Origin of the sequence: Nostoc sp. (assembly GCF_036917675.1) — a bacterium.
Lineage (GTDB): Bacteria > Cyanobacteriota > Cyanobacteriia > Cyanobacteriales > Nostocaceae > Nostoc.
Map to the genome: position 1 here is coordinate 1 of NZ_JBALCT010000053.1, position 25,163 is coordinate 25,163.

18 protein-coding genes and 1 pseudogene are annotated in these 25,163 nt (G+C 39.3%); 10 read left to right on the forward strand and 9 right to left on the reverse strand.

The annotated features are described in order from the left end of the window. Nucleotides 1–483: 483 nt before the first annotated feature. Entirely contained in the window at nt 484–1,257 is a 774-nt protein-coding gene (locus V7K31_RS19725) for an armadillo-type fold-containing protein (RefSeq protein WP_335096299.1), read from the reverse strand. A gap of 172 nt (nt 1,258–1,429) precedes the next feature. Beyond that, complete coding sequence (locus tag V7K31_RS19730; RefSeq protein WP_335096301.1) at nt 1,430–2,014, reverse strand: hypothetical protein; 585 nt, start codon at nt 2,012–2,014, stop codon at nt 1,430–1,432. Between the two features lie 586 nt (nt 2,015–2,600). On the opposite strand from V7K31_RS19730, the gene V7K31_RS19735 reads away from it, so the two are divergent. Beyond that, complete coding sequence (locus V7K31_RS19735) at nt 2,601–3,497, forward strand: alpha/beta fold hydrolase (protein WP_335096303.1); 897 nt, start codon at nt 2,601–2,603, stop codon at nt 3,495–3,497. 160 nt (nt 3,498–3,657) lie between these two features. Here V7K31_RS19735 and V7K31_RS19740 read toward each other — a convergent pair whose 3' ends face one another. Further along, nucleotides 3,658–4,245 carry a Uma2 family endonuclease gene (locus V7K31_RS19740; protein ID WP_335096305.1) on the reverse strand — a complete coding sequence of 196 codons (588 nt, stop codon included), beginning with the start codon at nt 4,243–4,245 and terminating at the stop codon, nt 3,658–3,660. A gap of 547 nt (nt 4,246–4,792) precedes the next feature. Here V7K31_RS19740 and V7K31_RS19745 point away from each other — a divergent pair. Continuing rightward, nucleotides 4,793–6,076 (forward strand): protein kinase domain-containing protein, encoded by a 1,284-nt coding sequence (locus V7K31_RS19745; protein ID WP_335096307.1) that lies wholly within the window; start codon nt 4,793–4,795, stop codon nt 6,074–6,076. Nucleotides 6,077–6,573: 497 nt separating this feature from the next. Here V7K31_RS19745 and V7K31_RS19750 read toward each other — a convergent pair whose 3' ends face one another. Continuing rightward, complete coding sequence (locus tag V7K31_RS19750) at nt 6,574–6,792, reverse strand: DUF4327 family protein (RefSeq protein WP_094347581.1); 219 nt, start codon at nt 6,790–6,792, stop codon at nt 6,574–6,576. A 1,010-nt stretch (nt 6,793–7,802) separates the two neighbouring features. Between V7K31_RS19750 and V7K31_RS19755 the strand changes: the two genes are divergently transcribed. The 3 genes from V7K31_RS19755 (at nt 7,803) to V7K31_RS19770 (ending at nt 14,308) form a co-directional block, all read left to right on the forward strand. Further along, nucleotides 7,803–8,228: a tetratricopeptide repeat protein gene (locus V7K31_RS19755; protein ID WP_335096309.1), complete on the forward strand. Its 426-nt coding sequence runs from the start codon at nt 7,803–7,805 to the stop codon at nt 8,226–8,228. 343 nt (nt 8,229–8,571) lie between these two features. After that, the gene (locus V7K31_RS19765) at nt 8,572–10,431 is read left to right on the forward strand and encodes a methyltransferase domain-containing protein (protein ID WP_335096310.1); all 1,860 of its coding nucleotides are present in this window, start codon (nt 8,572–8,574) and stop codon (nt 10,429–10,431) included. A 103-nt stretch (nt 10,432–10,534) separates the two neighbouring features. Next, the gene (locus tag V7K31_RS19770; protein ID WP_335096312.1) at nt 10,535–14,308 is read left to right on the forward strand and encodes a DUF5672 family protein; all 3,774 of its coding nucleotides are present in this window, start codon (nt 10,535–10,537) and stop codon (nt 14,306–14,308) included. Between the two features lie 60 nt (nt 14,309–14,368). Here V7K31_RS19770 and trxB read toward each other — a convergent pair whose 3' ends face one another. Both trxB and V7K31_RS19780 read right to left on the reverse strand, forming a co-directional pair. Next, a complete protein-coding gene (trxB, locus tag V7K31_RS19775; protein WP_335096630.1) occupies nt 14,369–15,739 on the reverse strand; it encodes a thioredoxin-disulfide reductase in 1,371 nt (456 codons plus the stop codon). A gap of 579 nt (nt 15,740–16,318) precedes the next feature. Continuing rightward, nucleotides 16,319–17,092, reverse strand: coding sequence for an Rpn family recombination-promoting nuclease/putative transposase (locus V7K31_RS19780; protein ID WP_335096314.1), 774 nt, complete (start codon nt 17,090–17,092; stop codon nt 16,319–16,321). Between the two features lie 110 nt (nt 17,093–17,202). On the opposite strand from V7K31_RS19780, the gene V7K31_RS19785 reads away from it, so the two are divergent. The 3 genes from V7K31_RS19785 (at nt 17,203) to V7K31_RS19795 (ending at nt 20,961) form a co-directional block, all read left to right on the forward strand. Further along, on the forward strand, nt 17,203–17,769 hold the full coding sequence (locus V7K31_RS19785; RefSeq protein ID WP_334826816.1) for a Uma2 family endonuclease: 567 nt from the start codon (nt 17,203–17,205) through the stop codon (nt 17,767–17,769). Between the two features lie 187 nt (nt 17,770–17,956). Next, on the forward strand, nt 17,957–18,514 hold the full coding sequence (locus V7K31_RS19790) for a type IV pilin-like G/H family protein (protein ID WP_335096316.1): 558 nt from the start codon (nt 17,957–17,959) through the stop codon (nt 18,512–18,514). A 227-nt stretch (nt 18,515–18,741) separates the two neighbouring features. Then, nucleotides 18,742–20,961, forward strand: coding sequence for an O-linked N-acetylglucosamine transferase, SPINDLY family protein (locus V7K31_RS19795; RefSeq protein ID WP_335096317.1), 2,220 nt, complete (start codon nt 18,742–18,744; stop codon nt 20,959–20,961). Nucleotides 20,962–21,044: 83 nt separating this feature from the next. On the opposite strand, the pseudogene V7K31_RS19800 reads toward V7K31_RS19795, so the two are convergent. From V7K31_RS19800 to V7K31_RS19810, 3 genes and pseudogenes are all read right to left on the reverse strand, one after another. After that, nucleotides 21,045–21,202: pseudogene (locus V7K31_RS19800) on the reverse strand (zinc-binding dehydrogenase); the annotation flags it as partial. Between the two features lie 21 nt (nt 21,203–21,223). After that, nucleotides 21,224–21,922, reverse strand: a complete 699-nt coding sequence (locus V7K31_RS19805) for an SRPBCC family protein (protein ID WP_335096318.1) — start codon at nt 21,920–21,922, stop codon at nt 21,224–21,226. Nucleotides 21,923–22,066: 144 nt separating this feature from the next. Next, nucleotides 22,067–23,164 (reverse strand): DJ-1/PfpI/YhbO family deglycase/protease, encoded by a 1,098-nt coding sequence (locus tag V7K31_RS19810; RefSeq protein WP_335096320.1) that lies wholly within the window; start codon nt 23,162–23,164, stop codon nt 22,067–22,069. A 358-nt stretch (nt 23,165–23,522) separates the two neighbouring features. On the opposite strand from V7K31_RS19810, the gene V7K31_RS19815 reads away from it, so the two are divergent. Continuing rightward, a complete protein-coding gene (locus V7K31_RS19815; RefSeq protein ID WP_335096322.1) occupies nt 23,523–23,921 on the forward strand; it encodes a DUF6335 family protein in 399 nt (132 codons plus the stop codon). 422 nt (nt 23,922–24,343) lie between these two features. Beyond that, the gene (locus tag V7K31_RS19820) at nt 24,344–24,835 is read left to right on the forward strand and encodes an orange carotenoid protein N-terminal domain-containing protein (RefSeq protein ID WP_335096324.1); all 492 of its coding nucleotides are present in this window, start codon (nt 24,344–24,346) and stop codon (nt 24,833–24,835) included. Nucleotides 24,836–25,163 lie beyond the last annotated feature (328 nt).

Consider the following 25,163-nt stretch of genomic DNA (forward strand, 5'->3'; position numbering starts at 1 on the left):
CATGTTGCTCTCTCGGTGCTGTCTACTATCTATTCACAGCGTATACCGAGAGAGCTTTTTTACAATCTGTCCGACTTTTCAAACACCCTCTAAGAACCCCAAAGAGCCAAAGCTATGCTTTGTCTCCCCTCCCGAAGAGCGGGGAGGGGATTAAGGGGAGCCAGCGCTCAGAGGGGTCTCCCCAAGTGGAGCATCTGGCGGGTGGGGTGCAATGACTGTGGGAATCACAACTAATTATGCGGACATGATATAAAATTTGGATTTTGATGTTTAACTAATATAGGAATCCTTTCTGTCCTGTTCCCTGTTCCCTACCACGCAAGTAAATTCAGGAATCAAATCGGATTGCTATAGTTTGGCATACTATATATTGAATAACCACATTTATTTACACATATCTTGCCTGGTTGACTGACAAAATTCAAGCAGCATAGCAGTATGACTTGACCTGAAACTCTCTTTCATACTGCTTTTGAGCCGTAATTAATAAACGTGGTGCTTGACTTTTGTCGATACGGGTACGAAAGTTGCTGCTGTTTTGGGTGGTAGCAGTTGTAGGCGATCGCAAGCTTGTAAACTCTTAAAAGCTGCCTCTCGGATTACAACTTCCTCCTCTCCACTGACTAGCAGTTGCAAGCATTCGACAACATCTTGCTGCACTGAAGAATCAACTCGCTTATGGCTGATAAATTTAGTTAGTTGACGTAGGGCAATCAACCGCTTCAATGGATCTTTTTCTGTTAAATTGACCAACAACTGATCGAGGTGGTCTTCTTCTCGATTTTCATAGAAGTTGACAATTTGCCATACCAATAAAATTAAAGTTAACAGGGTTCCCAGACCTTGCACAATAGCACCAGCTCCAATCCAGGGACTGTAAGAGTCAACCCAAATTGCAACTGCCATGTAAGTGCTGACAGTAGCTAAACCACCACTGACAACTGCTAAGGCTAACCGACGATTTGAACTGTTTAAGAACTTACGTATCTTAGACCAGTGCAATTGCCAGTCCCACTCCTGCATTGAGTAAACCAATACCATTATCCCAACGCCGATTAAGAGAGCCAATAGCAGTATCCAGTTCCACAACAACATGGCAACGACGATTGTCAAGAACCCAAGAAAGCCCCCAGGTCCAGAGAAGCGCTTAAATGTTTGCTGCTTTGTGGCTCCCTTTGCCTTGAATTTTGTCAGCCGCCAGTTCCATTTGGGGATCTGGTTGATCAATTGCTGCCAATAAGACGAAGCCTGTGCCACAGTGTTTACCTACTTGATTACAAAATTACCTATTGTAGGTGAAGACCCAAACCACAAGATACCCCTTACGGCATTGATGGTCAAGATGCACAATTCTACCAGAAAAAGAGTTCGTTTCCTCTATGTACTCTGATCAGAGTGCGGGAGCAAGTTGGTGAGGCATAAAGGCTTTTTAAAGACAAAAACGAAAGTGATCAAGGGTGAATTGACCATCAAAGGCACAGAAGGTAAGGCTGTAGATGTTATTCACAGTTATAGATAATAAGGTATTGGGGGAAATTGCCGAGTCTGAATTGGCAAGATTAGCGCTTGGTAGTGCAGTTTGACCGAGCAATTGCCGATCGCGATCGTAAGCGGAAAGCACTAGCCGTTGCGAACTAGTGACAAAGGCGCTAACCGAGTTGACCGGACGCAAGAAAGTAGCTTCTAAAAATCCGCTTTTAGGCGCCCCCATTAAGACTGTTAGCCCTAAATAGGTTGGAAATGCTGGATTTGATGGCTGTATTGCTAGAGAATTGTGAAAAATTACTCCCCAGCGTTCATACTGGCGCTCTACTGTTTCAAAACACTTTAAGTCTTCTAAGTCTAAACAAATACAAGTAGGTACAGTCACTCTGGCAGCGTCAATAGCTGGTTCGACCTGACCCCGCCAAGCTGAAGCTGTAATTTCATTTTGGATATCAAAGTTGTCAAGCGCAAATTTAGCGTCTTCAATCGTTGGTAGTTTATTTGATTGAAGAGTAGCCTGCTTTACCATGACATTCGTCCTTACCATTACTTAGAGACTAATCAGATTAGTTATACATTAAAAGCTATTAATTCTACATATAAAAGTAGAATTAATAGTTTATTAAAATGAGCGTTTTAATTATTATTGACGCTCAAAATTATTTATGAGTTTTTTGATAGACTACCATAAAAACTTATGTTCAATTCCGGCTTTGGTGATACTCCCTACCACGGAAAACCCTTATAAAACAGTAATTACAACGTTAAATTATTTTTTATTATCAAAAAATAATCACCAAATCTTTACAAGTAATCTAGTAATTTTATATCTACTTAATCTAGCGGTAGTAAGAAGTCCTAAAGTGATTGGTTCGCCGATAATAACAATGAGTGGGGAGTTTGAACTAAATAGGTAGGTATTCTGGGATAACTAAAGAAGACGCGGTGACACGGAGAAATTATCAAATACTCTCTCTGTGTCGCAAAGTCAGACGCTCGCGGACTCGGTAACGCTGCGCTAGAGCCGCAAGCCGACGCTAAGACTTCTCTTTGCATCCCCAGGTTTGCTTTTGTCACTTGCGCCAACTAATTACTACAGTCAACAAAAAATACTTATGTTTCAACCACTAGGATTTGAACAACGCTCCATAAATACCTCACTAGGTAGAATGGCATACTATACTGCTGCTGGGGCACCTTGGCTGGACAATGTAACTGCCAAGGATGATCGGGAAACTTTGGTATTCCTGCACGGCTTTGGTGGCGGATCTTCTGCTTATGAGTGGTCGAAAGTTTATCCGGCTTTTGCGGCTGAATATCGGGTCATTGCGCCAGATTTGCTCGGTTGGGGTAGGTCTGAGCATCCGGCGCGGAGTTATAATATTGAGGATTATTTGACCACGATTCGGGAGTTTTTCGAGCAGACTTGTACGGGTCCTGTAACAGCGATCGCTTCTTCTTTAACCGCAGCATTTACAATTCGAGTCGCAGCAAATCATCCTGATTTATTCAAGTCTTTAATTCTGACTACCCCCGCCGGACTTTCCGATTTTGGCGAAGACTATTCCCGTAGTTTTTTTGCCCAGGTAGTCAGCGTTCCCATTGTTGACCGTTTACTTTACAGCACTGGAATTGCTACGAGTGGGGGTATTCGCAGTTTCCTAGAGCAACGGCAATTTGCCCAGTCTAATCGAGTCTACCAAGAAATTGTTGATGCTTATTTACAATCCGCCCAACAGCCTAATGCTGAGTATGCAGCGCTGTCTTTTGTACGCGGTGATTTGTGCTTTGATTTATCTCTTTATATTCAACAACTAACAACTCCCACCGCCATTATTTGGGGACAAAGGTCGGAATTTACAGGACCTTCAATTGGTCGCCGCCTTGCCGAAATTAATCCCCAGGCGATCCGATTTTTTCAACAGTTGGAAGATGTGGGGTTAACACCGCAGTTGGAATTGCCAGCAGTGACAATTGGGTTAATTCGCCAATATTTGCCTTTACTTAATTAGGAATAAGAATTAAATAACATCCAATTTATGTCCCTGGCTTACCTCACCCTCAATCCCTCTCCGATATATTGGAGAGGGATCGTGAGACAGGATGAAGTATTGGACGAATAGAATTCGCTACTCTGCGATCGCTCGAATGAATAACTTCTATTCGATAAAGCTACATAATCTGCCGTAAATCTAGCACAAATCCAGGTAGGACATTTTCTCCTGATAAACTAGTAGGATTGTCTAATATCTCTACATTTTTACCTGGACGATAAATTTCTACTCGCTTGTTTTTGCGGTCAATTAACCAGCCTAATTGAGCGCCATTTTCGATATATTCCTGCATTTTCTCTTGCAATTCTTTCAAGGAATCAGTACGAGAACGCAACTCTACTACAAAATCAGGACAAATCGGGGCAAATTTTTCTTGTTGTTCTGGGGTTAAAGCATTCCACCGCTCAATTTTCACCCAAGAAACATCAGGAGAACGTTCTGCACCATTGGGTAGGGTGAAACCAGATGAAGAGTCAAAACCTTTGCCTAATTTAGTCTGCTTATTCCAGATTCCTAATTCAACAACGATATCAAAGTTACGGTTGCCAGTATCACTACCTGTAGGTGGTATAATTAATAATTCCCCTGATGCTGTACGCTCAAATCGATAATCGCGGTTTTTCTGACACATCTGAAAAAATTGCTCATCAGTCAAGTCAATTTTCAATTTGAGTGTAGAAGGTGAAGTGCTTGTTGCGGCGTTCATAGGCTATTCTGAGCATCTTAGTTTCTAGTTTAATATTTTGTGGTAAGCGATCGCTTGATCAGATGATGGAGATAGCACACCACACAAGTTGCAACAAAATGTAAGGTAATAACACACAGTCGTAATAAAAATTAAATAATTATTGTTAAGTTATAATCTTTGGTCTTTAATCAGATTCACAAGTGGGTCAAGAATTCTAGTTTTGGCTCCCTAGTGTAGTTTCCCGTCGTAGGCATCGCAGCATTTCTAGAGTACAGGCAAGTTAGTTTAGTTTATCCTCTGGAAGAACTGCCCCCTACCTCCTGTCTTCCTCGATAAATCGTTGATTAAGATGGAAAGTCTATGTAATAGTGGTAACATCGTCATTTTTCTCACATTCTTGGCATCAAATTATGGTCTTTGATATAGGCACAAGCCTGACTCTAATTACCATTAAAGAAAATGGTGGCAATCAATGCCGCAAAGCGATCGCTATTCACCTATAACCCGCAACTTGGGTTAATACCTAATTTCCACTCCCTGTTCCTCTTAGCTTTTAGGTTGTATTGTGGTTAGTCTGACTCTGTTAGAACCGCAACAGAAAACGCCGCTCCAGCAGTGGTGCTTTGAGAACTCCTCGATAATTCGGATTGGTCGAGCGGCAGATAATCAGGTTGTTTTAACTGATAGTTTAGTTTCCCGACATCATCTAGAACTGAGACAAGTCGGTTCCCCTAGCAATGGCGATGCTTGGCATTTGATTAGTCAGGGTACAAATGGGACTTTTCTCAACGGTATCCTTGTAATTCAGAGTCCGTTACCAGATAATTCCCTTTTGCAATTGGCACAGGGAGGCCCAATACTGCAATTCCAAATTCAGGAGGTAACAGTAGTGGAAACTGGTTTGCGATCGCCACAAATCCAAGGGACTGAATCAAACGCCGCTGAGATCCTTTACTCAGCAAAAAATCCGGCAAATTCATCCTCCACTTGCACGCACGAAGGTAATTCCCCGAATAATCTGTTTTGCATCCACTGCGGTCAACCCCTTTCTGTGCAACAGAAAATTCGCCATTATCAGGTATTGCGAATTCTCGGACAAGGAGGCATGGGTACTACTTATCTCGCGTGGGATGCGGCTGATCTGATTGCGGGTATGCCACAACTGCTGGTGTTGAAGCAAATGAATGCTGATATGGTGAAAATTGCCAAGGCTCAAGAGTTATTTGAGCGGGAGGCGTACACGCTCAAATCCCTTAACCATCCTGGAATTCCCAAGTATTATGACTTCTTTGTAGAAGACGGAAAAAAATACTTGGCAATGGAATTAATCCACGGACAAGATTTAGAGAAACGTGTCTATACCACTGGCCCAGTGACACCAAGCCAAGCGATCGCTTGGATGATCCAAACCTGCGATATCTTAGACTATCTTCATAGCCAAAGCCCTCCACTAATTCACCGCGATATTAAACCCGCCAATTTGATGGTGCGAAGTTCAGTAAATCGCATAGTGGTGCTAGATTTTGGCGCAGTTAAGGAAATTGGCACAGCGCCCGGTACTCGAATTGGTGCAGAAGGTTATTGCGCTCCTGAACAAGAACGAGGACAACCTTTGACTCAATCTGATTTGTATGCAATTGGGCCAACGCTGATTTTTCTGCTCACAGGGGAAAACCCCTTTAAGTATTACCACCAACGAGGGCGAAACTTCAAGTTTGATGTGGCAAAAGTTCCCACCATTAGTTCTCAATTAAGGGATGTGATTGATCGCGTTACAGAACCATTGCCACGCGATCGCTATCAAACTGCAAAGGAGCTAGCTGCGGCTTTAGCTGCTTGCAAAGTTTAGAGAGTGGGGAATATTGAAAATCACTATTCCACCCGATGTGCAACTTCTTCTTGGAACCCCGCTTCCATTCCTCTCTCCACAAGGAGAGAGGCTTTGATTCTTATTTCCCAACGCTAGTCTACAGTGTACACAAAAGTCATCGAATTACCCAAAAACCTTACCCTGTCCTATCGGACATCCCTCTCCTTAATAAGGAGAGGGACAGGTTTTGCATAGCAAAACCAGGGTGAGGTATCTCAGGGGCTGCGCGATAAATCTTAAATAGCCTCACCAAAGGCTCGTGTGTACACCGTAGCAACGCTAGTAGGTAAGGGGTTGGGAGTTAGGTTTCAGAGAAAGTCGCACACGGACTTATATCATGTCCGCTTGATTGCTTATTAAACCCAAAGAACCCCACCCCGCCAAAGCTATGCTTTGTATCCCCTCCCTGCTTGCGGGGAGGGGTTGGGGGTGGGGTTCTTTTATTATGGGTAATCTGACCGACATGATATTATTCCCTATTCCTCATCCCAAGTTTCTACAGCTAGTAATTCACTAACTGGATCTTGCATACTAAAGCCGAAGTCTTGCAGTTCCTGTTTCCAGTGCTGCCATTCATTACCATAGAGCAAAGCGATTTTCCAGATGCTATCGCTTGGCTTGATAATATTCGATTCTATGAGTGATTGCACGTTGCGCTGCAATTTCACCATTGGGTGAATCACTTGCTGAGTCATAACTCTCGATTGAATTCAGGTTTTGTTGGTAAATACTTGATCAAAACTGCTTCCCATTCTGCAATTGTTGCCGGGTCGTAGAGTGGTGTAATTCGGTAAAGCTAGTCTTAACTTTCTAACTATACCATAACAAACTCTACTAAGTTACTGGTAAATTCGGTTTTGTACGGTAATTACCACCACAAAACTCTAATTCCACTAAGCAGTCCTGAAACTTTTTGCAGAAATCAGACATAGGTTGAAGGCGAAGGGTTAAGGGATGCTTACGTTTCCCCTTTTCCCTTTAACTTTTCCCCGTCTTGTTTTTCTCTTATAGGGGTTCCCAGGTGTATGAAGTAGATATTAAAACCTCACCCCTAACACCTCTCCTTACTAAGGAGAGGGGAGATACAGCTGTACTTTATGGGGATGAGGTTAAGCTGTACATAACCTTTACCCTTTCTCCAGTAGAGTGCGACAGTACCTTTTGTAAGATATCTATTGTGGACGCCGAGCAGAATAACTAGTCCTTTGGGAAGTTGCACTAATGAGGACGACTGGGAAAATTCTATTTGTTTGAATCACGAAAAATATATGTGGTTATTGAAGAACCCATAGGACACGGGTTAGTTTGAAAGTTTTTGACTGACTAGGAAATTTGTAATTGAGTAGAAATATCTACTGTTTCTGTTTCTTTAAACGTTATTCAGAATATCGCAAACATCTGCCATTCGGCAAATTAATTGCAAATCTTTATATAATTTTAATATTTTGCCTAGAGAATAAGACTTGGAGGGTTGCCCTGTTTAGGTGCAGGAGAGGATTTTGCTTTGAACGATAGGAGCGATCGCATGGCAAAATTGTCGGTACAGCATGGGCTTATCATAAAGTTCTCTCGTCTTCAGAGTCAGCATTTGAATTTTGTGTAAAAAATTTTTAGCCAAGATGTTAGTTTCTGTTGAGCAGATGGGCATCCTTACAATAGGAGCTTTGCTGATATCTAAGTATTTACCACAGCAAGTATGTGAGGCATGGCTAGTTTGGAGGCAGAATACCTAATTGCTCATAAAAAGCAGATTGGGCGGCGACAAAAGATTATCACCATAGTGTCGATGTTTTTCTTTTTTGGTTCTATGGTGTTTAGAGTCATTCCAGCAATCCAACAGGCTAGCCAACCTAAGCCAGCAAGTGCGTCTGCTTATCCTGAATTAGGATTACAGCAACAGGCGCGGGGCTACGAGATGGTTTTACAACGGGAACCAGAAAACCAAATAGCTTTAGAGAAACTGTCTGTGCTGCGGTTGCAATTGAAGGATGCTAAGGGTGCGATGGAACCTTTGGAGAAGCTGGTGAAGTTACACCCTGAAAGGCAAGATTACAAAGTTGTATTAGAGCAGATTAAGAAACAAGAAGGAAAGAGTAATTCTCAGACAAATAACCAGCCTAAGCCTAATTAATAAACTGACTTTTCCTGTTATCTTTTTGGCGGAGCGATCGCTTACGATACCCCTATTCCAAAGTCCTATTGTCTCATCAGCTATTGTCATTAGACTTAGCTTGTTGATAATAATTAGGTGTGAAACCCTTGTTATTTCGATGGTTTACTACCTAACGGGAAAAATCAAAATTAATAAAGGGTGCGATGGCACTCATGGAGAAGTTGGTGAAGTTGCATCCTGATAGACAGGATTATAAGACTGTGTTGGAGGATGTGAAGAAGAGGGTAGGGCAAGGAGCAAAGTAAAAGAAAATCTACAGCAGTTTGATAATTTTTTTAAATTAATATATTTGGAGGGACAAATGCTAACACAAGAACAAATACAAGAATGCCAATCTAATTTCAACCTTAGTTATCATGTAAATTTCGCCCATATCTGTCAGGAATTAGTGGGATTGGAAAATAAAGATGTGCTTGAAGTTGGGGGAAGTTTACCTCCTAATTTTGTTTTTGACTATCTCGGTGTGAAATCATGGACAGGAATTGAAACCCCGGATTATGAAAAATCACTACAAGAAACCGGAGGAATAACTCACACAGGCACAATTATTAAAGATATTAAAAATATTTCTGATTACAAGTTTAATAAAAAACCACAAAACAGATACAACTTTTATCTAGAAAATATTGAAGATTTACCCGAAGAATATTATAACAAATACGATTTAATTTTTTCTATTGCGACTTTTGAGCATATTCATAAATTACCATTAGCTTTGGATAAAATGTTTCTGGCTCTTAAACCAGGAGGCAAATTATTTTCAATGTTTTCGCCCATCTGGTCTGCTTATGATGGACATCATTTACCTAATCTTGTTGATCAACAAGGAAGAAAATTCCATTTTGGTGACTCTCCCATAACTCCTTGGGGTCATCTCTTAATGAGTCCACCAGAAATGTATAGCCATCTATGTCAATTTACTGACATAGAAACGGCGAATGTAATGGTTTATTATATTTACCATTCACCTCATATTAATCGCTTATTTACAGAAGATTACTTAGCATATATTAATCAAAGTTTTTTTACAACTGATAAAATTAATCTAGTTTTTATACACCCTATAGAATTAGAAATAAAAAGCAAATTAGAACAATTATATCCTGGGAGAAAATGTTTTCAGAATAATGGTATGTTATTAATTGCTAGTAAGCAAGAAGACAAACAATTAATTAAGTTAGATCAACAAAAGCTTGATAATAAAAACAAAGAAATTGACACTATGAATAATTCTAATTCATCTACATCATCAAAAGTGATTCGTGTGGATTTAGGATGTGGAACTCATAAAGAAGAAGGTTTTATAGGAGTTGATGTTATTGCTGGTGATCAAGTTGATGTTATTGCTGATTTAAATGGTCATTTTCCATTTCCTGATAATAGTGTTGGCTTCATCAAAGCACATGATATTATTGAGCATTTGCCAGATAGAATTCATACTATGAACGAAATATGGAGAATCTGTAAACCAGATGCAATAGTTTACATTAGTGTACCGTCAACAGATGGAAGAGGAGCATTTCAAGATCCTACCCATGTCAGTTTTTGGAATCTTAATTCTTTTATGTATTATTGCCAAGAATTTCCTCCTTATTTAGCAGGTTGTCAAAGTCATTATGGTTTTAAGGGGGAATTTAGTATTGTTAGCATTGAGGAAAAGCATTCGGCACTTCAAATTATTCATGTTCATGCTGTATTAAAAGTTATAAAACCAGAAGATAAGAGTTATCAACTAAATTTAAGAAATATTAATCTAATTATATTTCCAAATTGGAATCAATCTATAGATATAATATTTGAAGAATTGGTAAATCTATGCCAAGCTATTATTGATAATCCAAATAGTACTGAAATAAGCTTAATTATTGACACCCAAAATATTAATCTAGAAGACGCACAATTTTTCTTGGCAGATGTCTTAATGAATCTTTGCTCCAATGAAAATATAGATGATGATAACTTCCCAGAATTAAATTTAGTAAGAATAAATTCACCAGAAGAATATAAAGGTTTACTTCCTGTTTTATGCTCTAGGATAATCTTAGAGAATGAGAATGAAGAATTTATTATACAAATGGAGTTGGAGAAATTCTCTTCTTGTAGGTTAGAAGAATTAAATGAAATAATTATCAATTCGATACCTAACAAAAATTTCACGTAACTGTTATCAAAAGGAAGATTAGCTAGTGAAAAACGCTTTTGTTTAGGAAGATCCTGTTTTCAGATTACCAGTCCTGTAATTGCAATTTAATAAATAAAAGTTTATGAGTGAATGGCAATTAAAAACTCCCGTTTGTTTCATCATTTTTAACCGTCCTGATGTAACAGAGCAAGTTTTTCAAAAAATTCGTCAAGCCAAACCCCCTCAATTATTAGTGGTAGCTGATGGATCAAGGACAGATAAGGCTGGTGAAGCAGAAAAGTGTGCTGCTGCTAGAGCAATTATTAGTCAAGTTGATTGGGAATGTGAAGTATTAACTAATTACTCTGATGTTAATTTAGGTTGTCGAAAAAGAGTTAGTAGTGGTTTAGATTGGGTATTTTCTCAAGTTGAAGAAGCGATTATTTTAGAAGATGATTGTCTTCCTCACCCTAGCTTCTTTCGCTTTTGTGAAGAATTATTAGAAAAGTATCGTCATAATTCCAGAATCATGTTAATTTCTGGACAAAATCTTCAGTTTGGACAAAAAAGACGAAATTATAGTTATTATTTTTCTCGCTATAACCATTGTTGGGGATGGGCTACATGGAAAAGAGCATGGCAATATTATGATGATCCTATGGAGGTTTGGCCTCAAGTTCGAGATGAAAATTGGCTATTTGATATTCTTCAAGATGAGCAAGTATTTAGATATTGGTCAGCAACTTTCCAAAGTCTGTATCAAGGATTTGATACTTGGGATTATCCTTGGTTATTTGCTTGTTGGCTCAATCAAGGTTTAACTATTTTACCAAATATAAATTTAGTTTCTAATATTGGCTTTGGACAAGAAGGAACTCATACAAAAGATGCAGATAGTATCTTAGCTAATATGGCTATTGAGGAAATGCAGTTTCCAGTAGAACATCCTCCTTTTATTATTAGAGATACCCAAGCAGATAATTTTACTGAAAAAACTTTTTATAGTGGAACTTTACCTAAAAAAGAACAGGCTATTAATATCACAGAATTATTGAATAATTCTCTTAATTTACTAGTTAATAATAGAAATAAAATAAATCTCCCAAATACAAGTTTAGTAACCATATCTTCTGTAGATATAGAACTCACTTTACTGAGTTTAGTAATTTCTAATTTAAACGCAACCTTCAATAGAGTATTATTTTTTACATCTGAGGAAATTGATCAAAGATATTTGCAACTTTTCCCCAAATTAGAAATTATTAAAATTCAGCCGATAAGGAGTTTAGTTGAATATAGCAGATTTGTTATCAAAGAGCTTAATTCATTTATAGATACTGAATTTTGCTTAGTTACACAAGGAGATGGTTTTATTATCAATCCTCAACTGTGGTCAGAGGAATTTTTCAATTATGATTATATTGCTGCACCTTGGCGTAAACAAACTCCAGTAGTTAATTCTCAAGGTAAAACTGTAGATATACTTGACACAACTAAAAATAGAGTAGGCAATGGTGGTTTTTCCCTAAGAAGTAAAAAATTACTAGAAGTATCTTCACAGTTAGAATTTGATAACCTAAAAACATCTTCGTTATCAGAAGATTTGATTATCTGCCATTATTTTTATGACTGGTTTAAAGATCAAGATATTAAATTTGCACCTTTAGAAATAGCTGTTAAATTTAGTTTCGAGCAACCCATAGAAGAAATTGAAAACTTTTCTTGGGAAAACACTTTTGGATTTCATGGAAAAACTTCTCTTATTCCTGTCTTAAATAAATTATCTCAATATTTGAATTTAGATTTTGCTTCAGAAAAACACCAAAACAGCAATTTTATAAATGACTTGAAATTGAAGGAAATAAATATAGTCATTTTCCCAGATTGGTCAGTAAATGAAGACGATTTAGGTGTTGAAATACAACACGTTATTCAAAGTATAGCTACTCACCCAGATAAGAGCAAAATTACACTTTTAATTGATACCAGCGATACTTCCGATGAAGAAGCCGATATTTTTCTAGCGGCTATAGCTATGAATCTAATGATGGAAGAAGAAATAGATATAACTGAGGAGTTAACAATTTCTTTACTTGGTTATCTGACTGAAATTCAGTGGCAAACTTTACTTCCTCTTATCAATGCGAGAGTTTGTTTAGAAAATGAAAATCAAACGGTAATTCTCAGTAAACAAGTAGAGCAAATTCCTTTATATTTTCTAAAAAATTTAAAAGAAGTAAGTATAGCGCAGTTTTTTTTTAAGTTAGGAAATAGCTTATTTCTTCAAGGTAAATATCAGGAAGCGATCGCACAATATCAAAAACTCATAGAAATTAAATCAGATGATCTAGATATTTATTGGAATTTGAGCTATTGCTATAGACAGTTAAACCTGCTAGATGAATATTTTAGTACTCTCCAACAAGGAATTAAACTTTACTCTACAGATGAAAGACTACATTTTTCATTAATCATCGATTTGCGGCAGAATGGACGTATTCAAGAAGCAATTGTAAGTGCAGATAATGCGGCTAAATGCTTCCCTGATAATTATACTTTTCAACTCCTAAAATATTTAACAGTTCCATCAATATATGAAAATCAAGGGGAAATTCACTTTTATCGCCAACGCTATACTCAAGGATTGCAAGATTTAATTCAGCAAACATCTCTTCAAACTATAGAACAGCAACATAGTGCTTTAGCAGGTATAGGTCGCCTCACAAACTTTTTCCTATCATATCAAGCACAAAATGATATAGATTTGCAACGCCAATATGGAAAGCTAGTACATGAAATTATGGCAGCTAACTATCCACAATGGGTCGTTCCTTTATCTATGCCTAAGCTTCAGCCTAATAACAAAATTCGGATTGGTTACGTTTCCCATTACCTGCATTCTTATAGTGGAACACTTTGGTTAACTGGGTGGTTACGTTATTGCGATCGCTCCAGCTTTGAAATCTATTGTTACTACATAGGAAATGAGCCAGATCCAATTACCCAACAGTTTCAACAGTACAGTGATGTTTTCCACCATATTCCTCATAATTTCTCAGCAGCCTGTGAACAGATAATTGCTGATAAGCTGCACATTTTAGTTTTCCCCGAAATTGGGATGAATCCCCAAACTATGCAAATGGCAGGTCTGCGGCTTGCGCCTGTGCAATGTGTCGCTTGGGGACATCCGGTAACAACTGGCTTACCCACAATCGATTACTTTTTATCTAGCGAGTTAATGGAACCAGAAAATGCCCAAGAGCATTATTCAGAAAAATTAATTCGCTTACCCAACATTGGCGTTTCTTACCCTAAACCATATATTCCGCCAGTCATCAAAACCCGCTCAGATTTTCAGCTACCAGATGATGCAGTCGTTTATTTATCCTGCCAAGCTCCTTTCAAGTATCTACCGCAATATGATTTTATTTTTGCAGAAATTGCTCATCGCATTCCGCAAGCTAAATTTGTGTTTTTGCGTGGTACTTTACTTCAGCCACGCCTGAAGCGTGCTTTTGCTGCTATCGGTTTGAACAGCGAGGATTACTGTGTATTTCTCAGCATTGCAGAGCGACTGGACTATCTAATGATTAACTTACTTTCAGACGTTTATCTAGATACCTTCACCTGGTCTGGTGGTAATACTACCTTAGAAGCGATCGCTTGTAATCTCCCCATTGTTACCTGTCCTGGAGAATTTATGCGGGGTCGTCATTCTGACAGCTTTCTAAAAATGCTAGGGGTGACAGATACCATCGCTGAAAACGAAGCAGAATATATCGAAATTGCTGTCAAATTAGGACTAGACCCCTCTTGGCGAGGCACTATTGCGGAAAGAATGAGCCAAAATCATGATCGTCTTTTTGATGATAAAGCCTGTGTACTAGGTTTAGAAGCCTTCTATAAACAAGTTTAAACAAGTTTGTAGAACAGATAATCAACAGGCGATCGCACAAGCGAAAGCAGAAACTCTTTCTCACAAACTGCTTTCAATCAACTGACGGTATTCGCTCTTTTGCTTCACACCTTTAACTTCCTTCACCAGTTCCTTATTTTTGAACAATTGAACTGTTGGTGTTCCTGTCACACCAGCATTTTCAGCAATATCTCGGTCTTTGTCGATGTCAATTTCTACAAAGTGAATTTTGCTGTCAAATTCATCCACCACTTTATTTAAAATTGGCTTTAGGGTATGACAAGGACCGCAACCAGGAGAAACGTATTTAACAAGGAGTAAGCGATCGCTTTCATGGAACAACTTCCGTAAAGCATAACCTCCCTGATGGCGCGTCCCATTCAAATTAAATCCAGCTTCTTCCTCGGCTTCAGTCTTTTTGGCTGGCTGATGTTCTAATTCATTATCTGCTGTTTCTGCCTGTTGATGGAATTCTTGAATTAAGCCAGTAAACGACAACCAACGTTCTGCTAACATCGCCGCCATACAGCCAGTACCCGCAGCCGTAATTGCTTGCCGAAATTCATGATCTTGCACGTCGCCAGCAGCAAAAACGCCCTCTACACTGGTTTCTACAGTACCGTGCTTGGTGACAACGTAACCCACCTCATCCAGTTCTAATTGTCCCTTAAATAGAGACGTATTGGGACTGTGACCAACGGCGTAGAATAAACCCTTAGCGTGCAGTTTACTCTCTTCACCAGTTTTAGTATTGCGGACTTTCACCCCTTCCATGTGACCATTACCAAAGATATCTACAGCCTCTGTGTTCCAATGTACCTGGATTTTCGGGTTGCTCAAAACCCGGTCTTGCATGGCTTTAGAAGCCCGCATCTTATCAGTGCGTACCAACATATTCACCTTAGAGCCGTATTTGGTGAGATAAATTGACTCTTCCGCCGCCGAGTCGCCAGCACCAATCACAGCCAATTCTGCACCGTGGAAAATTGGTGTAGCACCATCGCAAATCGCACAAGCCGAGATTCCCCGACTCCAAAATTCATGTTCGCTGGGTAAACCCAAACGCTTTGCTGTTGCACCAGTCGCAATGACAATGCTGTTGGTTTTAATTTCCCTTTCTTGCGATCGCACTATAAAGGGACGCTGACTCAAATCAACTGAGATCACATCTTCAGTATATAGTTCAGCCCCCCAGCGCTCCGCCTGCGCCTTCATCTGATCCATCAGTTCCGGCCCGGTAATTCCTTGGGGAAACCCAGGAAAGTTCTCGACTTCCGTTGTTGTCATTAGTTGACCACCAGGCAATCCCCCGGCTTGGAAACCTTCAAATACAACGGGTTTCAGGTTCGCGCGTCCGGCATAAATGGCGGCTGTGTACCCTGCTGGCCCAGAACCGATAATTACTAAGTTTTCTACTGTGGGGTTAGTCATGGCAATATATGAACTCATAACGACTACGCTTAATATAGCATAATAAACTGTGATTGGCTACGTCATGGTGGAAGCGATCGCAAAAAGCCTACAGTATTATGCGCTCAACATTTGTCAAATATCCTCTTAACCGTTAAGCAGGGCTATTTCGTTCTAAACATAAACCGCCCAGAACTAAAGTTCACAGGCTTTTAGCTAAAGTCCGTTAAAACGGACTATAACCCAATACGCTTGGGTTAAGGCTAAAAACTAAAACTGGCGTAGGCGTAGGTTGGGTTGAGGAACGAAACCCAACATTATCAAGGCTTTGTTGGGTAACGCTTACGCTCAACCCAACCTACTATTCTTCTTAACCCAAGCGTATTGGACTATAACCTTGTCTCAGTCGTCTGAAGACGACTTTCGCTATTAGACTCAGAATTCATTCTGAGGCGGGCTAAGAAACCCCTCTCCAAACCTCTCCCCGAAGCGGAGAGAGGCTTTGAAACCCCCATTCCCTCATAGGGAAGGGGGGCTAGGGGGGTTAGGTTTCTGAGCTTTTGGTGTTAGCAATAATACTTTTAAAACATCTTCTGACCGTTAAGACTGTTCTTGCAGATATTTCCTGATAACTTCAACATCTATTTCTAGCAATTCTGCTATTTCTTGAATACTCATACCTTTATCACTAAGTTTTGGGGCTAATTTCAATCTACTTTTTTCCAAGATGCTCTTGTACAATCGAGTATTTACGAATTCATCTAAATCGAGCATGGCTTCAATTTCCTCTAAAGCAAGATTGGGAAACTTATAAAATATAATGGCTTGGATAAATGCTATCACTTTCTTTTGAATATTTTCATCGGGAAAGTCTTCTCGTGCCTGATTGATTAGCTGTTGGGCTAAGGAAGTAGCTTTTGTAGGTGGTTCTACAAATAGTTTGGCAATTCCTATCCCCAAGGAATCTTCAGCCCTAGTAGAAAGTTCATTCAGATAAATGCAGCGTAGATGTTGTTCTACTAAAACCTGATAGCGTGGGTGAGGTGGGGTTTCATGAATGCGGCGATCGTAGATAACAATTGCATACCAGTCTGAGTTTGCGGGTTTATATTGACGAAAGTAAACAAAAATTTCCCCAAAAAGTCGTTCGTAAAATTCCTCATCTTTATAGGTTTGCAATTCTACAAAGTATAAAGGTTCATTTTCAAATCCCTTGACAGTAGAAAATAACCCGTCTAAACGAAATGATTGTTGTTTTATTTCAGGTGCAATAAATGTATAGATATTGGGATTAGTATCAGGTTTTTCAATAAGTTCAAAAAATATCTGTGGTAGTTCCTTGATAAGTTCATAAAAAATTACATCTGTTTTCATTGATGCTACTCATGGCAAACTATACAGGGGTTTTTATTTTAATACAATATATTGTAGCTTTCGGAGGTTTGGGTACGTATGATAGATATAAAAGCGTTATTTAGTGTATTATGTCCTTTGCGATTACAGACTTAGAGCAGCTACAAACCGAGCATCCAGAATGGCAGATGGAGCTGGTAGAGGGAAAAATCATAGTTATGGGACCATCAGATTACGAGTCAGAGGAAATTGGCGCTCGTCTCATTACCTTCTTGAATAACTGGGTCATGTCGCGCAGACTAGGACGTATAACTGGTTCTAGCGCTGGCTTTATCATACCGAGTATAGAAGATGGCGACTCGGAAAAAAGAAATCTACGTGCCCCTGATGTGTCTTTTGTTCGCGCTGATCGATTGAAGAAAACCAAGCGCGACTTTGTAGAGTTAGTTCCAGACCTAATGGTTGAGATTAAATCTAAAAGCGACAGAATTAAACCGCTTGAAGAGAAGATTCAGCTATTCTTGCAACTTGGGTCTGTAGTCGGCTTACTTATTGACCCTGACAAATTGACAGTGATGGTTTATCGATTAAACCAAGCTCCAGTAGTGCTGCAAAATGGAGACACACTTATATTACCGGAGTTGCTACCAGGTTGGGAACTGGCGGTATCAGAACTGTGGCCACCTGAATTTGAATAAGGCACTCTCACAAACTAAACTGAAAATCTAGCCCCTGTCCTACACCAGGGGCTTTTAGATGCAAGGATTTTGGATTGTGTAACCGCATTTACCCAAACTTTATTTTTCAGGGTGATAGGAAAGCGATCGCTGTTGGGTAAGTTATATCTAGAACACACAATCGCTTCCTACCCCCTGGAAAACACTTATGAAAACCGAATTAAAAGCCAAATTCCTCCAACACATCCTTGCCAAGAAGAAGGGAGATGAGGGTTTTACACTCATTGAATTACTAGTAGTAATTATCATCATCGGTATTTTGTCTGCGATCGCACTGCCTTCTTTCTTGAACCAAGCTAACAAAGCCAAGCAGTCAGAAGCTAAAACTTATACAGGTTCAATGAACCGCGCTCAACAAGCTTATTACTTAGAAAATACTGCATTTACAAGTTCAATTGGTGCTTTAGGACTTGGTATTCTAACACAAACCGTAAATTACCAATACACAAGTAACCTCGGTGCTACAGGCGCTAATGCTATAGTAACCAACCAAGCAGCAGTAAATGTAAGCACTGCGCCTCTCAAAACCTATGTTGGTGGTGTAGAGGTGACAAACGTAGGTGCTACCAGTGATGCTACTACCATAGCTATTTTGTGTGAAGCTGCATTGCCCATGTCTACCACTGGTGCAGCAAGTGGCGCTACATTTACCAACGTCGCTGGAGCAATTACTTGTCCCGCCAGCTTCATCTCTTTGGCTAAGTAAGCAACCAAGGACAAACAGTATATAAATTGTCTCTCAACTAGATAGTTTCCAAAGTGGGTAGATGCTTCTATCCACTTTATTTCTATTAGACATCTCCAGAAATTAATTATGCGTTGGCCGAAATTCTTGGTAGGCACAATTCATGAATTGTGTCTATGTCATTTTCGGAGATGTCTATGAAGTCGTTCACAACTATATTTTTCATAAAATCTTCTCAGAGAATTACAATGATTACTGATATATATAATTGGCAAAATCAAGCTGAACAATACTTCAGTCAAGAAAAATATTCGCAAGCAGCACAGTTATATGAACAAGCAATAGCAATAGAACCAAATACTCTTTATTATTATTGGCATTTAGGGTTACTGTTGCTATTACAAGGGCAAGAAGCAGAAGCTCAAATGACTTGGATGCTGCCAATGACAGAGGCAGATGAAGAACAGTTACCAATTTGGACAAATGAACTATTTCAAGTTTTGCAAATAGAAGCTGAAAGGCGTGAAACACTAGGGGAATATTCTCTAGCTTGGTTAATTCGCCAGCATATGCGGGAAATTAATCCTAGTTATATAAATAATTTGCTTCAAATTCTTATACTTTCTCTCAAATTGGAAAAGTTTGAAAAAATTGAGAATTTGAATGAGTGGGGATTAATTGAAAGCTTAAAGGCAAAAGAAAATATAGAAATTAATAGCGAATTATTAATCCAACTTTTAAAAGAACTTTTAAATACTGTTCCCTTACATCCAATTAATCTAAATTTAATAGAAGCTTGTCTTCCTTATTTCTCTGATCCTCATCAATGCTTCTCTATACTGCTTCCTGCTGCTATGGAAATTGGTCATACTTGCCGGCAGCCTTTACTAGCATCATCTCTGCTAGAATTGCATTTACAATTGGAACCAAATAATGTAGAAGTTTTGCGGCACTTAGCGGCTTTTTATCAAGACACTCGTAATTATTCTCAGGGCATAGAGACAGCTAGGTTGTGTTATTCCTTGTCAGAAAGCTTGGCTGATAAAATTTTTGCCCTCCATTTACTCTTAAGGGGTCTAATGTCAGCAGGAGGATATTGGCAAGAGGTATGTACAACTTGTCAAGAATTGGAAATTATGTTTCAACAGTTTATTAAAGCTGAACGAATTCCTATAGAAGAAGCAAGAGTATTACGGTTGCTTATGCCATCTTTTGCGATACCTCACATTAAAGATGCTCCTGCTGATTTCCGAGCTATTCATAATCAAGTAGCTGAGATTTTTAATAATTATATTCAAGCTCTTGGCCAATCACAAGGAAAAAACTATGATCATCAAATCATTCATCATCAATCTTTAACACACCATCCGAATAAATTAAAAATTGGTTATATATCTTACGCTTTAAGGAGTCATTCTGTTGGTTGGCTAGCTCGCTGGTTATTTCAACATCATGATCGAGATAAATTTGATATTCATACTTATTTTATTAACTACAAATTAGTAAACGATAATCTCCAAGATTGGTATCTAAATCAGCCAGGAAAAGCTTGTAAATTAGGTATGAATGGCCTACAAAATGCTGACCAGATATATCAAGATAAAATTGATATTTTAGTTGACCTTGATAGCATCACTCTAGATGTTACTTGTGAAGTGATGGCACTCAAGCCAGCCCCAATTCAAGTTACTTGGCTGGGATGGGATGCATCAGGCTTACCTGCAATTGATTACTTTATCGCAGACCCTTATGTACTGCCAGATGATGCCCAAAATTACTATACAGAGAAAATCTGGCGATTACCTCAAACTTACATAGCAGTTGATGGTTTTGAAGTTGGTGTACCAACTCTCCGCCGCGATGACTTAGATATCCCTATGGATGCCGTTGTATATCTCAGCGCCCAAAGAGGATATAAACGCCATCCAGAAACGACAAAGTGGCAAATGCAAATTATCAAACAAGTACCTAACAGCTACTTTTTGATTAAAGGACTTGCTGAGGAGGAAACAATTAAAGGCTTCTTTTATCAAATTGCCGAAGAAGAAGGTGTAGATTGTTCTCGGTTACGATTTTTACCACTAGTTAATTCAGAGGCAGTTCATCGTGCTAATTTAGGGATTGCTGATATTGTATTAGATACTTTTCCCTACAACGGAGCGACAACAACTCTAGAAACATTGTGGATGGGTATACCCTTGGTGACACGAGTTGGTGAACAATTTGCAGCGCGTAACAGCTACACCATGATGATAAATGCGGGTATCACAGAAGGCATTGCCTGGACTGATGAAGAGTATATAGAATGGGGTGTGCGCTTAGGGAAAGATGAGGCTTTACGCCAGCAAGTTGCTCTGAAGCTGAAAGCATCGCGGCAAACAGCACCACTGTGGAATGGCAAACAGTTTACCCGCGAAATGGAAAAGGCTTATGAGCAGATGTGGCAAAGATACATTGACGAAAAATAAGCTCGTAGCGATCGCTTGAGCGCTTAAAATAACCACTTATATCATGTCCGCTTGATTACTTATAAAACCCCAAGAACCTCCCAACCACGACCACCAGTCATCTCTTTCAACGCGTCGCCAGCATTAACTTCTTCGTAGTTAATCACTTTGCTTTGGCAAACTTTTTCGCCATTTCCAGGCGTTCGGGAAAGCGATCAATCGCGATCACTTTTTCCGCTCCCATCATGTAGGCACTAATCATGTGGCATCATTGGCCAAATAACTACTTCCGTCCACTTGGTTGACCTTCGGTGGTGGCAATTTCGCCTGCTTCCATTAGCATCTTGAAGCGGCGCAACTCATCACCAATCTGCTGTTCTGGTTCTTCACCAAAAAGTTTAGCTACGGTAGCTCCCAATGCTCCACCTGGTGGGTTATACTCCAAAACAACTTTAACTTCTGTGCCGCGATCAGCTGGTGCTTTTTTGAAGCGAACAAAACCAGAATTATCGACGTCTGCACCTTCTACAGAAGCCCAAGAAATAAATTCATTTTCGCGATCTTCGAGAATTTCTGCATCCCATTCCACGCTGTTACCCAAGGGTGCATTGGCTATCCAGTGAGAGCGTTTTTCGTTGTACACCTTAACAGATTTGAGATGCTTCATAAATGTGGGCAGATTCTCAAAATTGTGCCAAAAGCGATACAATTCTTCTGCCGATTTATTAATTGTTACCGTCTTTTCAACTTTGATGGGTTGGTTTATCCCTATTGCTTCTTGTGCTTGCTGAATTGTGCTTTGTTTAGTTGCACCTTGATACATCAAACCGCCACCCGCTAAAGCCGTCAACGCTCCCCGCAAAGAACCTTGTCTTAAACCCACCAGCACCATAGCACCGCCACCGATGAGAGATGCCCAACGCTCTACTTCACTAGCTTCAACCTGACTTGTACTTAGTTTATCGCCTGATGTTGAAGTCACTTTTTTATATCTCCATCAAAGTAAATTAAGCACAGAGGTGCAAATACTTTCTTCTTTCTATCTCTGTGTTGTTTGCCCCTACCGAAGTTCAGAGCGGCAAAAGCCGCTACTCCGATTTCTCTGTGCAGTTATATTCAAAAAACCTTACATTGATACAGCAGCCCCTGTAGTCGGCTTAGGAGGCTGAATCTTAACACCTATCCGCGCCCGATATACTTCTACCAATCGCTGTTCAGATTTCAATAAATCATGGTAAATTTCTTTGAAAACAGCAGTTGCTACTGGGTCAGTGAACATTGCAGACAAATTACCAATATCGCCAATACCTGTTTGCACATCCCCCAAAGCGGAACGTAACTGATATATATCATCACTTCCGGTTAAGGCAGTTTTTACTTTGGCATACTGATTGGCAATATTTGCCCCTAAAGAGGGTTTTTCGTCCAGTAGCTGAAGATAAGTTTCCAGTTTTCCAATGTGGCGCTGTTTATTAGTAATGATTTCTTGAAAGACTGATTTTACTTCGCTATCTGATTCCTTTTCTAAGTACTTCTCAAATGCTTCTAGGGAATAACGTTCACCAGCAAGGGCACTATTTAAACCTTTGGCAATATCACCTTTAGTTGAGCCACCCCAAGCATCAGCCAGCTTCCACCATTCAGCAGTTATGTCTTTCTCATTTGGTAATGCAGCATCTTTGCCACCATAACCCAAACGACTTAAAATAGCTGTTGTGAAAATTGGCAAGTCTCCGGGTTCACGAGATGTAATTAAATTCCCGTCAACTACCACAGGCTCATCTAAATAATTTGCGCCAGCGTTAATTATGTCTTTGGCAATAGCGCTAAAGCCAGTAACTTGTTTACCTTTGAGCAAGTCACCTTCAATCAAAACTTGTGGGCCGTGGCAAACCGCAGCTACCAATTTTCCTTGTTGCATAGCCTCTTGGACAAAGCGTACTGTGTTAGGGTTCCGCCGCATTTTGTCGGGAGCCATCCCACCAGGAATTATTACCGCGTCGAATTCGGCTGCCATCGCTTCTGTCGTAGTAGCATCAGCTTGTACGCTAAGTTTGCCCTGTTTACCCTTATATTTTTCATTCATTCGGGAACCGAGGACTACTACCTCCATTCCTGCTTGTTTTAGTCCATTATAAGGAACTGTGAATTCTGCATCCTCTACTGCCTGTTCAATGAGGATGGCAACTTTTTTATTACTGGAATGATTGTTATGGTCAGTCATAGATGTTATTACCTGTTTATTTTTACTAGTTTTTAACTAGCTACAATATTCATCGATTGGTACAGTTAAACAGCGAGTAATTTTATTTTTACTCAATGATAAAATATAGTTAGTTTAGTTATTAAGTTAGAAGTTGGCTACTGAATAATTTCGGTTTGATCACCCCTAACTCATCACTAAAAACTTCAACTACAAATTGCTTGACCATGATTTCATATTTCTAATGGTATGGCGTGATCGCTAATTTAGCTTCGTTCCAAGGGGATAGATTATTTTATTTCTAAAGCTATACCTCTCTAGTTAGAGAACTTGGTTACACGAAAACGTTATTGTGAGAATGCAGAAAAGGACGAGTATCATGGCAGAAAAAAATAATCATGACGAAATTAAAACCAATGATTTGCCACAGGAAATTACCGAATCCTACGGTACTGGTGTGAAGGACTTGTCGGGATACAATGTTGGCGGGCGCTCAACGGCAGCAGAAAGACAGGAGTACACAGAAACTAGTCCTGAATTCACTGCTGGGGATGTTGATACTTATTGGGAAGATGCAGATGCAGTTGGGGATAAAGCTGTTGGTGGTAGTACTTCTAATCCCGATCAAAATGTAACTGAGGAGCTAGAAGCAGCAGTGGGGCTAGAAATGGATGACTCCGAGTTTCTGCATACCAACGATATTTTAGAGGATCGTGATGGCGATCGCTGGGAGTTAGATCCAAAGTCTTCTGAAGATTATCAAGACCGACGAGAATAAGCTAAATAAAAGTAGAAGACGTATTCCTACTGTATATCTGTATATTCACAAATTGGATGTCGCCGTTAATAAATTAATTAATGTCGCTGAATTGGGCAGTGCTTGAAAAAGTACTGTCCCTATAAAGCTAACATCTATCTACCGAAATAGTTACCTATCTATAATGTCTCAAATTTACCACATTTCAACTGCGAAATTATTCACTTTGCCCTTGTCAAGCATTATTTATTTTGGCTTTTGATGGAGAATTTTTATCTAAATATAATCTTTCTAATGTAGGACTACACTACGCCAGATTTATGTTTTGTTTATAATTGTTCTTCTTTCTGATTCCAATACATCTGTCTTCAGTAGGGTAAAATTGCAATTGTAAATTTGATAACGTTGTTAAGAATACTGATGAATTGCAATGGGAATTAATAATGACATACACGCAAACTAACGATCCAACTATTCATGAACATGTTCAAGCTTGGCAAAAGTTGGATGTTGATCAACAGCTTGCTTTGTTTTGGTTCATTTACAAAGAAATGGGGGGTTCAATTACTCCAGCCGCCCCTGGTGCCAGCACTGTTTCCCCAGAAATAGCTGAAGGTTTATTTAATCAAGTTAAGGAATTATCTCACGAACAACAATTACAAGTTCAACGTGATTTGATTAATAAAGTAGATACCCTAATTTCTCGTGAATATGGGTCTTTGGGTGATACCACCAAGTTACTATTTTGGTATCGATTATCTCAAGGTATGGAAAATGGCACTATCATTCCTATACCAGATGATTATCAACTTCCTTCAGAAGCTAAAGCATTGTTTGGCCGAATTCAAGGATTAGCCTTTGAGCAACAGATTACTCTTTTCCGTGATTATGTTTCGCCAATGGGTGCCGAAGCAAAAGCAGGTGCTGGAATTTAGCACTTTTGAACTTTTTAGGCTACTTGAGGTTATCTATTTAGCCTCCAAATGAGGATAGGATGGCTGTTATACCAAGTTCATTTACTTGCAAAGTGCTGTATACGCATCTATACCTCTCTACTTAAAGCTTGCTATATCCGCCAGTCGCTTAATATAAATCTGAATTTTGATGACTGGCGTCTTCATTTTTTTTGATAAACAACCACAGAGTCAAAACTAAAATTCTTACTCTGTGATCATCTATGTCTTTTTGACGTGAATTATTATTAACAGAAGAGAATTCGCAAAATGAAGTGATGTTCCCTCGTTCTATTTATTAGCAAAGCCA

What these genes read in the sequence shown, in the direction of transcription:
- V7K31_RS19770 (WP_335096312.1), top strand. Translation starts at nt 10,535, where the DNA reads ATGAGTGAATGGCAATTAAAAACTCCCGTTTGTTTCATCATTTTTAAC.
- V7K31_RS19750 (WP_094347581.1), bottom strand. Translation starts at nt 6,792, where the DNA reads ATGACTCAGCAAGTGATTCACCCAATGGTGAAATTGCAGCGCAACGTG.
- V7K31_RS19740 (WP_335096305.1), bottom strand. Translation starts at nt 4,245, where the DNA reads ATGAACGCCGCAACAAGCACTTCACCTTCTACACTCAAATTGAAAATT.
- V7K31_RS19810 (WP_335096320.1), bottom strand. Translation starts at nt 23,164, where the DNA reads ATGACTGACCATAACAATCATTCCAGTAATAAAAAAGTTGCCATCCTC.
- trxB (WP_335096630.1), bottom strand. Translation starts at nt 15,739, where the DNA reads ATGACTAACCCCACAGTAGAAAACTTAGTAATTATCGGTTCTGGGCCA.
- V7K31_RS19735 (WP_335096303.1), top strand. Translation starts at nt 2,601, where the DNA reads ATGTTTCAACCACTAGGATTTGAACAACGCTCCATAAATACCTCACTA.
- V7K31_RS19780 (WP_335096314.1), bottom strand. Translation starts at nt 17,092, where the DNA reads ATGAAAACAGATGTAATTTTTTATGAACTTATCAAGGAACTACCACAG.
- V7K31_RS19815 (WP_335096322.1), top strand. Translation starts at nt 23,523, where the DNA reads ATGGCAGAAAAAAATAATCATGACGAAATTAAAACCAATGATTTGCCA.
- V7K31_RS19730 (WP_335096301.1), bottom strand. Translation starts at nt 2,014, where the DNA reads ATGGTAAAGCAGGCTACTCTTCAATCAAATAAACTACCAACGATTGAA.
- V7K31_RS19765 (WP_335096310.1), top strand. Translation starts at nt 8,572, where the DNA reads ATGCTAACACAAGAACAAATACAAGAATGCCAATCTAATTTCAACCTT.
- V7K31_RS19785 (WP_334826816.1), top strand. Translation starts at nt 17,203, where the DNA reads ATGTCCTTTGCGATTACAGACTTAGAGCAGCTACAAACCGAGCATCCA.
- V7K31_RS19795 (WP_335096317.1), top strand. Translation starts at nt 18,742, where the DNA reads ATGATTACTGATATATATAATTGGCAAAATCAAGCTGAACAATACTTC.
- V7K31_RS19820 (WP_335096324.1), top strand. Translation starts at nt 24,344, where the DNA reads ATGACATACACGCAAACTAACGATCCAACTATTCATGAACATGTTCAA.
- V7K31_RS19790 (WP_335096316.1), top strand. Translation starts at nt 17,957, where the DNA reads ATGAAAACCGAATTAAAAGCCAAATTCCTCCAACACATCCTTGCCAAG.
- V7K31_RS19755 (WP_335096309.1), top strand. Translation starts at nt 7,803, where the DNA reads ATGGCTAGTTTGGAGGCAGAATACCTAATTGCTCATAAAAAGCAGATT.